The organism is Dryocola sp. LX212 (genome assembly GCA_041504365.1).
Classification (GTDB): domain Bacteria; phylum Pseudomonadota; class Gammaproteobacteria; order Enterobacterales; family Enterobacteriaceae; genus Dryocola.
In genome coordinates, this window is sequence record CP167917.1 from 3365234 (window position 1) to 3379259 (window position 14026).

The following is a 14026-nucleotide window of genomic DNA, read 5'->3' on the forward strand; positions in this document are numbered from 1 at the left end:
ACTTTACAGCAAACCCGCATGCTTAAGCGCGCTGATAATCACCGGACGACTGGCATCAGTCAGCGGCGTCATTGGCAGGCGTAAGGTATCGGTCGCCACAAGTCCCAATTCTCTACAGGCCCATTTCACCGGGATAGGATTGGGTTCTACAAATAGTTTGTTATGCAACGGCATCAGACGCTGATTGATTTCACGCGCTTGTGCAAATTGCCCATTGGCCGCCAGTTTACACATTTCCGCCATTTCACGCGCGGCTACGTTTGCCGTAACGGAAATAACGCCGTGGCCGCCGAGCTGCATGAAGTCCAGCGCGCTGGCATCATCACCGCTGACCAGGATGAAGTCATCTTCAACCAGCTCTTTGATCTGGTTTACTCGCGTTAAGTTCCCGGTGGCTTCTTTGATACCGATAATATTTTTAACTTCCGACAGGCGAGCAACGGTTTCTGGCAGCATGTCGCACCCGGTACGGGACGGCACATTGTACAGCATTTGCGGCAGGTCGGTGCTTTGCGCGATGGCTTTGAAGTGCTGGTACAACCCTTCCTGCGTTGGGCGGTTGTAATAAGGCGTGACCGTCAGACAACCAACGATACCGCTATTATCAAAGCGTTTGGTTAAGGAGATAGCTTCGGAAGTGGCATTGGCGCCCGTACCGGCAATAACCGGAATACGCCCGTCCGCCAGCTCCAGCGTTAACATCACCACATCGCCGTGCTCGTCGTGACTCAGGGTCGCTGACTCTCCGGTCGTCCCTACCGAAACAATCGCCGACGTCCCGCTGGCAACATGGTAATCAATCAGTTTTTTCAGGCTTGACCGACAGATATTACCTTTCTCATCCATCGGTGTTACAAGCGCGACAATACTTCCCGTGAACATTGGCCATCCTCTGTGCAAACATGTCCCTCAATGGTACGTTTGGTACAGGATCAAAAGCAAGCCGCCAGGAGGCTCTACACGGTTGTATGCGGGATTTTTTTATGCTTTCCTTATGATCTCCCACCGATTCACAGGAAGAACACGTTTGACACCTTCACCTCACCATTATTTGGTTATCACGGCTCTGGGTGCTGACCGCCCTGGTATTGTCAATACCATCACCCGCCATGTGAGCAGCTGTGGCTGTAATATCGAAGACAGCCGCCTGGCCATGCTCGGTGAAGAGTTCACGTTTATTATGCTGCTGTCCGGTAGCTGGAACGCGATAACCCTGATTGAATCGACGCTGCCACTCAAGGGCGCAGAGCTGGATCTGTTGATTGTGATGAAGCGCACCGCGGCCCAGGACAGACCAGCCATGCCTGCCACGGTTTGGGTACAGGTTGAGGTAACGGATTCACCGCATTTGATCGAACGCTTTACAGATTTATTCGACACGCACCACATGAACATCGCCGAGCTGGTTTCCCGCACGCAACCCGCGCAGGAAAATACGCCGCCGCAGCTCTACATTCAAATCACTGCCCATAGTCCTGCGTCAGAAGATGCCGCAATTATTGAACAGGCCTTCAAAGCCCTATGTACAGAGCTTAAAGCACAAGGCACTATTAGCGTGGTGAACCCACAGCAAGATGAATAAAGACGGAGAGTAGTGATGAGCCCACTGAAAGCCGGTGACAGTGCACCGAAATTTAGCCTGCCCGATCAAGACGGCGAGCAAGTAAATTTGACCGACTTCCAGGGACAGCGCGTTCTGGTTTATTTCTATCCCAAAGCGATGACGCCAGGCTGCACCGTTCAGGCATGCGGTCTGCGCGACAACATGGATGAGTTGAAAAAAGCGAACGTTGAAGTGCTGGGTATCAGCACCGACAAAGCTGAGAAGCTCTCGCGTTTTGCCGAAAAAGAGTTGCTGAACTTCACCCTGCTTTCTGACGAAGACCATAAGGTCTGCGAGCAGTTTGGCGTGTGGGGCGAGAAAACCTTTATGGGCAAAACCTACGACGGCATTCACCGCATCAGCTTCCTGCTGGACGGTGAAGGGAAAGTTGAAAAAGTGTTTGATGATTTCAAAACCAGCAATCATCACGATATCGTGGTGAACTGGCTGAAAGAGAACGCTTAGCTCTGCCAAAATTAAAAAAGCCGACTTCACGTCGGCTTTTTATTGCTGATATACCTTTGTCGTAGGTCGGATAAGCGCAGCGTCATCCGACATCGCAACCATCACTGGTGGATGGCGCTTCGCTTATCCCCCTACAAAAGCTCTTTTTGCTCTTGTCCGTAGGTCGGATAAGCGTAGCGTCATCCGACACCACAATCATCTCTGGTCGATGGCGCTTCGCTTATCCCCCCTACAAAACTCAAGCCGACTTCACGTCGGCTTTTTATTTTTTAAGGATGCTCGTCGTCCATGACCAGCCCGTCCGGCCAGGCATGTACCACCGCTTTAATCAGCGTGGCAAGCGGAATGGCGAAAAATACGCCCCAGAATCCCCATAGCCCACCGAAGATCACCACCGAAAGAATGATGACCAGCGGATGCAGGTTAACGGCCTCAGAGAACAGCACCGGCACCAGCAGGTTGCCGTCCAGCGCCTGAATGATGAGATAGACCGCAAACAGCGTCCAGAACTCCGGCCCCATGCCAAACTGAAACAGCGCGACGCACACAACCGGAATGGTCACCACAAACGCACCGATATACGGAATCAGCACCGAGAAGCCCACCAGCACCGCCAGCAGCAACGAATAATTCAGCCCAAAGATAATGAAGCCGATATAGGTTGCGATGCCTACCACAATCATTTCCAGTACTTTGCCACGAATGTAGTTGGTGATTTGCTGATTCATCTCCAGCCATACCTGCCCTGCCAGACCCCGGTTGCGGGGCAGGACGCGTCTGACGGCATTGAGCATCTGCTCTTTATCCTTGACGAGGAAAAAGACCATCAGTGGTACCAACACCAGATAGATAGCCAGGGTTAACAGGCCAACCAGCGACGCCAGGGAGTATTTAACCACCTGATCGCCCATGCCGGACATACGCGTACGCGCGTTCTCGGCCATTGCATCAAGAATGCCCGCATCCACCAGCGCCGGATAACGCTTGGGTAAGGCGGCGGCAAAGTCAGAAAGTTTGTTCAGCATGCCGGGCATATCTCGGATCAGATAAATACCCTGCTGCCAGGCTATCGGCGCAATCACCAACATCAGTATCATTAAAATGCCGACGAACAGAATAAGCACAATGCTTGTTGCCCAGCTTCGCGAACAGCCCAGGCGCTGTAGACGTACCGTAGGCCACTCCAGCAGATAGGCCAGCACGATAGCCACCAGCAGCGGGGCCAGAAGACCATGGAAGAAAAAGAGAATAACAAACCCGGCGACCAGAATGACCAGCAGTGCGATGGCCTCCGGATCGCTGAACCGCCGACGATACCACTGCATTAACAACTCGAGCATACATCCTTTCCCTGACTGCTTTGTGCGGATCGCGATTGTATCGAAATGTCACATGAAAGACTTTGCTTTTTACAGTCAATTCATACCATCCTGAAGAACGTTTATTATTTCAGTGTTAAGATTTTCTTCAATTATTACGTCGCAAATTGTTCGTATCGCTTTACGAACAAAACCGCGCTTGGCGTGTCGAATTCAGACCTAGATCAAACAGGATAGTGGTTATGCTCAAGCAGTTGAAAAAAACGCTCGTTGCAACCCTGATGACAACATTACTCGCCGGAGCCACCGTTCCGGCCTCCGCGGATGTGGCCGATCAACTGCCTGACATGGGGACATCAGCAGGAAGCACGCTGTCTATCGGCCAGGAAATGCAGATGGGTGACTTCTACGTCCGCCAGCTGCGCGGAAGCGCCCCATTGATCAACGACCCATTACTGGTGCAGTACATCAATAGCCTCGGTATGCGGCTGGTCAGCCATGCTAACTCGGTCAAGACACCTTTCCATTTCTTCCTCATCAATAACGACGAAATCAACGCCTTTGCCTTCTTCGGCGGCAACGTGGTGCTGCACTCCGCGCTGTTCCGCTATGCGGATGATGAAAGCCAGCTGGCGTCTGTTATGGCGCACGAAATCTCTCACGTGACCCAGCGTCACCTCGCACGCGCGATGGAAGATCAGAAGAAAAATGCCCCGCTCACCTGGGTTGGCGCATTAGGCTCCATCCTGCTGGCCATGGCGAGCCCGCAGGCAGGGATGGCTGCGCTGACGGGTACGCTGGCAGGGACGCAGCAGGGTATGATTAGCTTTACGCAGCAGAACGAGCAGGAAGCCGATCGTATCGGCATTCAGGTTTTGCAGCGCTCCGGCTTCAACCCGCAGGCTATGCCTACATTCCTTGAGAAGCTGCTCGATCAGGCGCGTTACTCCACCCGCCCACCAGAAATTTTGCTGACTCACCCGTTACCGGAAAGCCGCCTGGCGGATGCCCGTAACCGTGCCAACCAGATGCGTCCGGTGGTCGTACAGTCGTCTGAAGATTTCTACATGGCGAAAGTGCGAACGCTTGGCATGTATAACTCAGGCCGCAACCAGCTGACCACGGATATGCTGGACGCCTGGTCAAAAGGCAACGTTCGCGAGCAGCGTGCGGCATCCTATGGTCGCGCCCTGCTGGCGATGGAAGCAAATAACTGGGCGGAAGCCCGTAAGCAGCTCCAGCCGCTGCTGGCCGCCGAGCCTGCTAATCCCTGGTTCCTCGATTTGTCTACGGATATCGACCTGGGACAGCATAAAACCGCAGATGCCATTAACCGTCTCAAAAGCGCACCGGGCCTCAACCTCAATCCTGTATTGCAGCTGAACCTGGCCAACGCTTATGTTCAGGCCGGGCAGAACGCGCAGGCGGCAACAATCCTTAATCGCTACACCTTTGCACACCCCGATGACGTCAACGGCTGGGATCTGCTAGCGCAGGCCGAAGCGGCAGTAGGCAATCGAGATCAGGAACTGGCTGCACGGGCGGAGGTGATGGCCCTGGGCGGGCGTCTGGATCAGGCGATTACCCTGCTCAGCAGCGCCAGCTCCCAGGCGAAGCTCGGCAGCCTGCAGCAGGCCCGCTACGACGCGCGTATCGACCAGTTCCGCGAGCTGCAAAAGCGTTTCCAACAATACCAGAAGATGTAACAGGAGTTTTTATGTCCGCAGGAGTAACAATTTACCACAATCCGCGCTGTTCTAAGAGCCGTGAAACCCTAAGCCTGCTGAAGGTAAATGGCGTGGAGCCAGACGTTGTGCTGTATCTGGAAACCCCACCGGATGCGCAAACCTTAAAGTCTCTGCTGAGCAAGCTGGGCTTTGCCAGCGCCCGCGACCTGATGCGCCAGAAAGAGGATCTTTATAAGGAGCTGAACCTGAAAGACGAAAGCTTATCGGAAGAGCAGCTAATTCAGGTGATGATCGACAATCCAAAACTGATCGAACGCCCAATCGTGCTGGCGAATGGCCAGGCAAGAATTGGCCGCCCGCCGGAGTCGGCGCTGGAGATTCTATAGAGGCTTAAATTGGCCTGGCTTGTAGGGTGGGTAAACAAAATGTCATCCACCGGAAGTCACAGACTGAGTATCTCTTTCACAAACGGTATGGTCAGCTTGCGCTGGGCGGTAATCGACGCCCGGTCGAGCTGGTCAAGCGTCATAAACAGCGTGCGCATTTCCCGATCCAGTCGTTTAAGCAGGAACCGACCCACATCTTCCGGCAGTTCAAATCCACGCTGTTTTGCACGCAGCTGAAGCGCCAGCAGCTTATCGTCATCGGACAGCGGCTGGAGCTTGTAGATCTGCCCCCAGTCAAGGCGAGAAGCCAGATCGGGTAGCTGCAGATTGAGCTGACGCGGCGGGCGATCGCCGGTGATCAGCAGGCGGGTTTTCCCCGATTCCAGAATACGGTTGTAGAGATTAAAGATCGCCATTTCCCACAGCTCGTCCCCTGCCACGCATTCGATATTATCGATGCACACCAGAGAAAGCTGCTCCATGCCGTCTAACACTTCAGGCACAAACCAGGTGCGCTTGTCGAGCGGCACATAGCCGACCGCTTCGCCGCGCTGTGACAGTTCAGCACAGGCGGCATGCAGCAGATGACTGCGCCCGCCCCCTTCCCGCGACCAGAAATAAATATAGCCGCTGTGGTCCTGGCGAAGCACGGACTGCAGGGCTGCGAGCAAAGAAGGATTGTCACCCGGCCAGAAGCTGGCAAAGGTTTCATCGTCAGGTAAATAGAGTGGCAGCGAAAGCTGTGCCGGCGTATTCAGAAGTACCTCAACCATAACAGGCAGAAAAACGCTTAAGAGTTTATCACACTATTGTAGCGCTGTAGAACCGGGCGGCCGCGCCGCCCGGCAGGAGGCTGAATTAAGGAATAACGTCGGTTTCTTTCGCGTCCAGCACCACTTCTTCCGGACGAATAATACCGATCAGCTTAAAGATTAAGCTCAGCCCTACGCCCACGATCGTCGCCAGCGCCATGCCTTTCAGTTCAGCCGCGCCGATGTGCACTTTTGCACCGCTGACGCCGATAATCAGGATAACGGAGGTCAGGATCAGGTTCTGCGCCTTGCTGTAATCCACTTTCGATTCGATCAGCACGCGGATACCGGACGCGCCAATTACACCGTAGAGCAGCAGGGAAACGCCGCCCATGACCGGAACCGGGATAATTTGAATTGCCGCCGCCAGTTTGCCAACGCAGGACAGCAGAATCGCCAGAATCGCCGCGCCGCCGATGACCCATGTCGAGTACACGCGGGTAATTGCCATTACGCCGATGTTCTCACCGTAGGTGGTATTAGGCGTCGAGCCGAAGAAGCCGGAGAAAATAGTCGAGATGCCGTTGGCGAACATCGAACGGTGCAGGCCCGGGTCGCGAATCAGATCCTTTTTCACGATGTTCGCGGTAACCACAAGGTGGCCTACGTGCTCCGCAATGACGACCAGCGCGGCAGGCAGAATGGTGAAGATAGCGAACCACTCAAAGCGCGGCGTGTAGAAAGTTGGCAGCGCAAACCAGTGGGCTTCCACGATAGGCGTGACGTCCACAGCGCCCATCGCGAAGGAGAGCGCGTAACCCGCCAACACGCCAATCAGAATCGGGATAATCGCCAGGAAACCCCGGAACAGAACGGAACCGAAAATCGTGACCGCCAGCGTTACCAGAGAAATAATGATGGTCGTGGAGTCTGGAGAGGTGCCGTCCGCAGGGAGCAGCCCGGCCATATTCGCCGCAACGCCCGCCAGCTCAAGGCCGATGACCGCAACAATCGCCCCCATCGCCGCCGGGGGAAACATCACGTCCAGCCAGCCGGTTCCCGCCTTTTTCACAATCAGCGCCACGATGCAGAACAGCACGCCGCACATGATAAAACCGCCGAGAGCGACTTCGTAACCCAGGGGTAAAAGCAACAACACCGGGGAGATAAACGCGAAGCTGGACCCCAGATAAGCCGGGATTTTGCCTTTACAGATAAAGAGGTACAGCAGCGTGCCTATACCGTTAAACAGCAGCACCGTAGCCGGGTTAATATGGAATAAGATAGGTACCAGCACGGTGGCACCAAACATAGCGAACAGATGCTGCAGGCTGAGCGGAATCGTTTGCAGCAAAGGTGGTCTTTCACTTACCCCAATCGCACGGCGGGTCATGTTGTTTTCCTCTGAGTGTTATTTAACGGACGTCGTGTTTTCAAACCAAAAAAAAGCCGACTTTCGAAGTCGGCTGCTTTTTTATTTTGTACCAAATATCTTGTCGCCGGCATCGCCGAGCCCCGGAATAATGTATCCGTGCTCATTGAGTCCCTGATCGATGGAAGCCGTGTACAGTTCCACGTCCGGGTGCGCTTTTTCCAGCGCGGCAATACCTTCAGGCGCGGCCACCAGCACCAGAACTTTAATGCTCGTACAGCCGGCGTTCTTCAACAGGTCGATGGTGGCGATCATAGAGCCGCCGGTTGCCAGCATTGGATCAACCACCAACGCCATGCGCTCTTCAATATTAGAAACCAGCTTCTGGAAGTAAGGCACCGGCTCAAGGGTTTCTTCGTTACGGTAAACGCCAACTACGCTGATACGCGCGCTTGGCACGTTTTCCAGTACGCCTTCCATCATGCCCAGACCGGCACGCAGAATTGGCACAACGGTAATTTTCTTCCCTTTGATCTGGTCGATTTCTACCGGGCCGTTCCAGCCTTCGATAGTGACGAGTTCGGTTTCCAGGTCCGCAGTGGCTTCGTAAGTCAGCAGGCTGCCAACTTCTGAGGCGAGTTCACGAAAGCGCTTGGTACTGATGTCCTGCTCACGCATCAGCCCCAGCTTGTGTTTGACGAGTGGGTGTTTCACTTCCACGATCTTCATACTCTTTCTCCCCGAGATGTTGGCGTCCATAAAAAAAATCGCCGGATTATACCGCTTTTTAGCCGCTTCGCCACCGGAAATGGGATTGATCGAGATCAACGGGACACGAAAGAGTATAGAGCAACAATATTCCATCCCTCCGCACAAGAGGCTCGCAAACGTTTGCCTCCACTGTTAGAATTGCGGCGTTTTTTATTCCAGACCAACCGATGGAACCTGAAGATGACCGACAAAACCTCCCTTAGCTACAAAGATGCCGGTGTTGATATTGATGCTGGTAACGCTCTGGTCGACAAAATTAAAGGCGTAGTGAAAAAAACCCGCCGCCCGGAAGTGATGGGTGGACTGGGCGGTTTCGGTGCGCTCTGCGCGTTGCCTCAGAAATATCGTGAACCCGTGCTGGTTTCCGGCACCGACGGCGTGGGCACTAAACTGCGTCTGGCTATGGATTTAAAACGTCACGACACCATCGGTATCGATTTGGTCGCCATGTGCGTGAACGACCTGGTCGTACAGGGTGCAGAACCCCTCTTCTTCCTGGACTACTACGCCACCGGCAAACTGGATGTGGAAACGGCGTCAAGCGTGATTACCGGCATTGCCGAAGGGTGTCTCCAGTCCGGCTGTGCGCTGGTCGGCGGCGAAACGGCTGAAATGCCCGGCATGTATCACGGCGAAGATTATGACGTGGCTGGCTTCTGCGTTGGCGTGGTCGAAAAGTCAGAAATCATCGATGGTTCGAAAGTCGCCGACGGCGACGTGCTGATTGCGCTGGCCTCAAGTGGCCCGCACTCCAATGGTTACTCCCTGGTGCGTAAAGTGCTGGAAGTGAGCGGCACAGACCCGCTAACCACCGAACTGGAAGGCAAACCGCTCGCGGATCACCTGCTGGAACCCACCCGTATTTACGTCAAAAACCTGCTTGAGCTAATTGGCGAAGTGGACGTGCACGCCATTGCCCACCTCACCGGTGGCGGCTTCTGGGAAAATATCCCGCGCGTTCTGCCAGACAATACTCAAGCGGTGATTAGCGAAGCCTCATGGCAGTGGCCAGCCGTGTTCAGCTGGCTGCAAAAAGCAGGCAATATCAGCAGCCACGAAATGTATCGCACCTTTAACTGCGGCGTGGGCATGCTCATCGTCCTGCCCGCGCAGGAAGCCGATAAAGCCGTTGAGCTGCTGAAGGCGAAAGGTGAAAACGCATGGAAAATCGGTATTATCAAAGCATCCGATAGCGAAGAGCGCGTGGTTATTGAGTAATGAAAAACATAGTGGTGCTGATTTCCGGCAACGGAAGCAATCTTCAGGCGATTATAGACGCCTGCAAACAAAAAAAGATTCGCGGCACCCTTGCGGCGGTGTTCAGCAACAAGGCCGATGCTTACGGTCTTGAACGCGCAGGCGAAGCCGGGATCCCGGCCCACGCCCTCACCGCCAGCCACTTTGCTGACCGCGCGGCGTTCGATCGTGAATTAATGCAGGAGATCGACGCCTACGCCCCGGATCTGGTGGTGCTCGCAGGTTATATGCGCATCCTCAGCCCGGCGTTCGTGACCCACTACAGCGGCCGCTTGATCAATATTCACCCTTCCCTGCTGCCGAAATACCCAGGCCTGCACACCCACCGTCAGGTGCTGGAAAACGGCGACGAAGAGCACGGCACTTCGGTTCACTTTGTGACCGACGAGCTCGATGGCGGCCCGGTCATTCTGCAGGCCAAAGTTCCCGTCTTTGAAGGGGATGACGAAGACGTAATCACCGCCCGCGTGCAGCATCAGGAACACGCCATCTACCCGCTGGTCGTCAGCTGGTTTATGGAAGGACGCCTGGAGATGCGCGGCAACGTTGTCTGGCTCGACGGGCAGCCGCTCCCCCCAGAAGGGCATGCGGCGGAAGAGTAAACAAAGGGGCTTCGGCCCCTTTTTTAATGCCTGCGCACAAGCGAGAGGAAGCAAACATCTTACTTTAACCCGCAGCGTTGGACATTCCCTGCCAAAGCTCGCCATAATGATGACGCGACGGCATTTTTCGTCCACGAAAACGGAAGTGAGGGCTAATGGGTCAGGATAAGCTGTATATCGAAAAAGAACTGAGCTGGTTGTCTTTTAACGAACGTGTGCTCCAGGAAGCGGCGGATAAAATCAATCCGCTGATCGAAAGAATGCGATTTCTCGGCATCTATTCCAATAACCTTGATGAGTTTTACAAGGTTCGCTTTGCCGAGCTGAAACGCCGCATTCTAATCAGCGAAGAACAAGGTACCGCCCCGAACTCACGCCATCTGCTCAATAAAATCCAGGCCCGTGTGCTCAAAGCCGATCAGGAATTCGACGGCCTGTATAACGATCTGCTGCTGGAAATGGCGCGTAATCAAATCTTCCTGATTAACGAACGCCAGCTCTCTGAGAACCAGCAAAACTGGCTGCGTCACTACTTTAAACACTATCTGCGCCAGCACATCACCCCGATCCTGATTAATCACGACACCGATCTGGTGCAGTTTCTGAAGGATGACTACACCTACCTGGCAGTGGAGATCATTCGCGGCGACGATACCCGCTATGCCCTGCTGGAGATCCCGTCCGATAAAGTGCCGCGCTTTGTGAATCTGCCGCCGGAGGCACCGCGCCGCCGCAAGCCGATGATCCTGCTGGACAACATTCTGCGCTACTGCCTGGATGACATTTTCAAAGGCTTCTTCGACTATGACGCGCTGAACGCCTATTCGATGAAAATGACCCGCGACGCAGAATATGATCTGGTGACCGAAATGGAATCCAGCCTGCTTGAACTGATGTCGTCCAGCCTGAAGCAGCGCCTGACCGCCGAACCGGTACGCTTTGTCTACCAGCGAGATATGCCTGACGCGATGGTAGAAATGCTGCGCAACAAGCTCACCATCACCAACTACGATTCGATTATTCCCGGCGGGCGCTACCACAACTTTAAAGACTTTATTAACTTCCCGAACGTTGGCAAAGCCAACCTGGTGAACAAGCCGCTGCCGCGCCTGCGACATATCTGGTTCGACAAGTTCCGTAACGGCTTCGATGCCATCCGCAACCGCGACGTGCTGCTTTACTACCCGTACCACACCTTCGAGCACGTGCTGGAGCTGCTTCGCCAGGCGTCGTTTGACCCGAGCGTGCTGGCAATCAAAATCAATATTTACCGCGTGGCGAAAGACTCGCGCATTATTGAATCAATGATCCACGCAGCTCACAACGGCAAGAAAGTCACCGTGGTGGTCGAACTTCAGGCACGCTTTGACGAAGAAGCGAACATCCACTGGGCTAAGCGCCTGACGGAAGCTGGCGTACACGTTATCTTCTCCGCGCCGGGCCTGAAAATTCACGCCAAGCTGTTCCTGATTTCCCGCAAAGAAGGCGACGAGGTGGTACGTTACGCCCACATCGGCACCGGTAACTTCAACGAGAAAACGGCACGCCTGTACACCGACTATTCGTTACTGACCGCCGATGCGCGCATTACCAACGAAGTGCGCCGGGTGTTCAACTTCATTGAAAACCCGTATCGTCCGGTGACGTTTGACTACCTGATGGTCTCGCCGCAAAACTCGCGCCGCCTGCTCTACGATCTGGTCGACCGCGAAATTGCCAACGCGCAGAATGGCGAGCCTTCCGGCATTACGCTGAAGCTGAACAACCTGGTCGATAAAGGCCTGGTGGACCGTCTCTATGCGGCGTCAAGCTCCGGCGTGAAGGTTAATCTGCTGGTGCGCGGCATGTGTTCTCTTATTCCTAATCTGGAAGGGATCAGCGACAATATCCGCGTCATCAGCATTGTTGACCGCTATCTTGAGCACGATCGTGTCTATATCTTTGAAAATGGCGGTGATAAGAAAGTGTATCTTTCTTCCGCTGACTGGATGACCCGCAACATTGATTATCGAATTGAAGTGGCGGTAGCCGTACTCGATCCGCGCCTTAAGCAGCGGGTACTGGATATTATCGACATTCTGTTTAGTGATACCGTGAAAGCACGCTATCTCGATAAAGAACTCAGCAATCGCTATGTTCCACGAGGCAATCGCCGTAAGGTGCGCTCGCAGCTGGCGATTTATGACTACATTAAATCTCTGGAACAACCTGACTAACGCTATGCCGATAAAAAAACATGCCCCACGCCCGCAGGAATTTGCCGCGGTCGACCTTGGCTCTAACAGTTTCCACATGGTCATTGCCCGCGTGGTTGACGGCGCGATGCAAATTATCGGGCGCCTGAAACAGCGTGTGCATCTGGCTGACGGTTTGAATGCGCAAAACGAATTAAGCGAAGAGGCGATAGAACGCGGCCTCTCCTGTCTGACGCTTTTTGCAGAACGCCTGCAGGGCTTTTCAGCGGAAAATGTCTGTATTGTGGGCACCCACAGCCTGCGTGAGGCGGTGAACGCTGAGGCGTTTCTCAAGCGTGCCGAACAGGTTATCCCCTTCCCGATCGAAATCATCTCCGGTAACGAAGAAGCCCGCCTGATATTTATGGGCGTGGAGCATACGCAGCCGGAAAAAGGCAGCAAGCTGGTTATCGATATCGGCGGAGGATCCACCGAGCTGGTAATAGGCGAAGACTTCGAGCCGATGCTGGTGGAAAGCCGCCGCATGGGCTGCGTCAGCTTCGGGCAGAACTATTTCCCACAGGGTGCCATCACGGCTGAAAACTTTAAGCGAGCACGTCTCGCGGCGGTCCAGAAGCTGGAAAACCTTTCCTGGCAGTATCGCCTGCAGGGCTGGAATGTGGCGATGGGGGCGTCCGGCACCATCAAAGCCGCCCATGAAGTGCTGATCAATATGGGTGAGAAGAACGGCATAATCACCCCCGAACGGCTGGAGATGCTGCGTGACGAGGTTCTGAAGTATAAAAACTTTTCGTCAATGAGCCTGCCGGGCCTTTCAGAAGAGCGCAAAGCCGTTTTTGTTCCAGGGCTTGCGATTCTTTGTGGGGTATTCGACTCGCTGGCCATCCGTGAGCTTCGCTTGTCCGACGGCGCGCTTCGTGAGGGGGTACTTTACGAAATGGAAGGCAGATTCAGGCATCAGGATATTCGTATCCGCACCGCGCAGAGCCTTGCAGACCAGTACCACATAGACAGCGACCAGGCTAAACGCGTGCTGGATACTACCGACAAAATTTACCAGCAGTGGGAGACCCAAAACCCGAAGCAGGCTAATCCACAGATGGCAGCCCTGTTGAAATGGTCGGCTATGCTGCACGAGGTGGGGCTGAATATCAACCACAGCGGGCTGCACCGCCATTCGGCCTACATCCTGCAGCACAGCAATCTGCCCGGGTTTAACCAGGAGCAGCAGATGCTTATCGCCTCGCTGGTTCGTTATCACCGTAAAGCGATTAAAATTGACGATTTGCCGCGCTTCACGCTCTTCAAGAAAAAGCAGTTCTTGCCGCTTATCCAGATCCTGCGCCTGAGCGTCCTGCTCAATAACCAGCGCCAGGCGACAACGACCCCGCCGACGCTGGTGCTTGAAACGGATGAGAACCACTGGACGCTGCGCTTCCCCCATGACTGGTTCAGCCAGAATACGCTGGTGATGCTCGACCTGGAGCGGGAGCAGCAGTACTGGGACAATACGCCGGGCTGGAAGCTTGTGATCGAAGAAGAGGCAAGCCCGACAATTGCAGCTTAATGCCTCTGCTGAAACCCCGGCTCGCTACAGGCTGTAGCAGGCCGGGTAT

General features: G+C 54.4%; 13 protein-coding genes. 8 read left to right on the forward strand and 5 right to left on the reverse strand.

All coding sequences use genetic code 11. The annotated features are described in order from the left end of the window. Positions 1-3: 3 nt before the first annotated feature. Complete coding sequence (gene dapA, locus ACA108_16280; protein ID XEX94913.1) at positions 4-882, reverse strand: 4-hydroxy-tetrahydrodipicolinate synthase; 879 nt, start codon at positions 880-882, stop codon at positions 4-6. Positions 883-1027: 145 nt separating this feature from the next. Here dapA and ACA108_16285 point away from each other — a divergent pair, with 145 nt between their 5' ends. Together ACA108_16285 and bcp are read left to right on the forward strand one after the other, a co-directional pair. Continuing rightward, on the forward strand, positions 1028-1582 hold the full coding sequence (locus tag ACA108_16285) for a glycine cleavage system transcriptional repressor (protein ID XEX94914.1): 555 nt from the start codon (positions 1028-1030) through the stop codon (positions 1580-1582). Between the two features lie 15 nt (positions 1583-1597). After that, entirely contained in the window at positions 1598-2068 is a 471-nt protein-coding gene (gene bcp / locus ACA108_16290; protein ID XEX94915.1) for a thioredoxin-dependent thiol peroxidase, read from the forward strand. Positions 2069-2337: 269 nt separating this feature from the next. Here bcp and ACA108_16295 read toward each other — a convergent pair whose 3' ends face one another. Beyond that, complete coding sequence (locus ACA108_16295; GenBank protein XEX94916.1) at positions 2338-3408, reverse strand: AI-2E family transporter; 1071 nt, start codon at positions 3406-3408, stop codon at positions 2338-2340. A 221-nt stretch (positions 3409-3629) separates the two neighbouring features. Between ACA108_16295 and bepA the strand changes: the two genes are divergently transcribed. After that, positions 3630-5093: a beta-barrel assembly-enhancing protease gene (gene bepA, locus ACA108_16300; GenBank protein ID XEX94917.1), complete on the forward strand. Its 1464-nt coding sequence runs from the start codon at positions 3630-3632 to the stop codon at positions 5091-5093. Between the two features lie 11 nt (positions 5094-5104). Next, positions 5105-5461, forward strand: coding sequence for an arsenate reductase (glutaredoxin) (gene arsC, locus ACA108_16305; GenBank protein ID XEX94918.1), 357 nt, complete (start codon positions 5105-5107; stop codon positions 5459-5461). Positions 5462-5517: 56 nt separating this feature from the next. Here the strand turns inward: arsC and ACA108_16310 are convergent, their stop codons facing one another. The 3 genes from ACA108_16310 to upp all read right to left on the reverse strand — a co-directional run bounded on the left by ACA108_16310 (position 5518) and on the right by upp (position 8314). Further along, a complete protein-coding gene (locus ACA108_16310) occupies positions 5518-6219 on the reverse strand; it encodes a DnaA inactivator Hda (protein XEX98136.1) in 702 nt (233 codons plus the stop codon). A gap of 100 nt (positions 6220-6319) precedes the next feature. Beyond that, positions 6320-7606, reverse strand: a complete 1287-nt coding sequence (uraA, locus tag ACA108_16315) for a uracil permease (protein XEX94919.1) — start codon at positions 7604-7606, stop codon at positions 6320-6322. A gap of 81 nt (positions 7607-7687) precedes the next feature. Continuing rightward, positions 7688-8314, reverse strand: a complete 627-nt coding sequence (upp, locus tag ACA108_16320) for a uracil phosphoribosyltransferase (GenBank protein XEX94920.1) — start codon at positions 8312-8314, stop codon at positions 7688-7690. Between the two features lie 222 nt (positions 8315-8536). Here upp and purM point away from each other — a divergent pair, with 222 nt between their 5' ends. The 4 genes from purM to ppx all read left to right on the forward strand — a co-directional run bounded on the left by purM (position 8537) and on the right by ppx (position 13977). Next, positions 8537-9574, forward strand: a complete 1038-nt coding sequence (purM, locus tag ACA108_16325) for a phosphoribosylformylglycinamidine cyclo-ligase (protein XEX94921.1) — start codon at positions 8537-8539, stop codon at positions 9572-9574. Next, complete coding sequence (purN, locus tag ACA108_16330; protein ID XEX94922.1) at positions 9574-10215, forward strand: phosphoribosylglycinamide formyltransferase; 642 nt, start codon at positions 9574-9576, stop codon at positions 10213-10215. Before purM ends, purN begins: the two co-directional genes overlap by 1 nt. A gap of 155 nt (positions 10216-10370) precedes the next feature. Continuing rightward, positions 10371-12431, forward strand: coding sequence for a polyphosphate kinase 1 (ppk1, locus tag ACA108_16335; GenBank protein ID XEX94923.1), 2061 nt, complete (start codon positions 10371-10373; stop codon positions 12429-12431). A 4-nt stretch (positions 12432-12435) separates the two neighbouring features. Next, positions 12436-13977: an exopolyphosphatase gene (ppx, locus tag ACA108_16340; protein ID XEX98137.1), complete on the forward strand. Its 1542-nt coding sequence runs from the start codon at positions 12436-12438 to the stop codon at positions 13975-13977. The last annotated feature ends 49 nt before the right edge of the window (positions 13978-14026 follow it).

What these genes read in the sequence shown, in the direction of transcription:
- dapA (XEX94913.1), bottom strand. Translation starts at nt 882, where the DNA reads ATGTTCACGGGAAGTATTGTCGCGCTTGTAACACCGATGGATGAGAAA.
- ACA108_16295 (XEX94916.1), bottom strand. Translation starts at nt 3,408, where the DNA reads ATGCTCGAGTTGTTAATGCAGTGGTATCGTCGGCGGTTCAGCGATCCG.
- bcp (XEX94915.1), top strand. Translation starts at nt 1,598, where the DNA reads ATGAGCCCACTGAAAGCCGGTGACAGTGCACCGAAATTTAGCCTGCCC.
- purN (XEX94922.1), top strand. Translation starts at nt 9,574, where the DNA reads ATGAAAAACATAGTGGTGCTGATTTCCGGCAACGGAAGCAATCTTCAG.
- ppk1 (XEX94923.1), top strand. Translation starts at nt 10,371, where the DNA reads ATGGGTCAGGATAAGCTGTATATCGAAAAAGAACTGAGCTGGTTGTCT.
- uraA (XEX94919.1), bottom strand. Translation starts at nt 7,606, where the DNA reads ATGACCCGCCGTGCGATTGGGGTAAGTGAAAGACCACCTTTGCTGCAA.
- bepA (XEX94917.1), top strand. Translation starts at nt 3,630, where the DNA reads ATGCTCAAGCAGTTGAAAAAAACGCTCGTTGCAACCCTGATGACAACA.
- ppx (XEX98137.1), top strand. Translation starts at nt 12,436, where the DNA reads ATGCCGATAAAAAAACATGCCCCACGCCCGCAGGAATTTGCCGCGGTC.
- upp (XEX94920.1), bottom strand. Translation starts at nt 8,314, where the DNA reads ATGAAGATCGTGGAAGTGAAACACCCACTCGTCAAACACAAGCTGGGG.
- arsC (XEX94918.1), top strand. Translation starts at nt 5,105, where the DNA reads ATGTCCGCAGGAGTAACAATTTACCACAATCCGCGCTGTTCTAAGAGC.
- purM (XEX94921.1), top strand. Translation starts at nt 8,537, where the DNA reads ATGACCGACAAAACCTCCCTTAGCTACAAAGATGCCGGTGTTGATATT.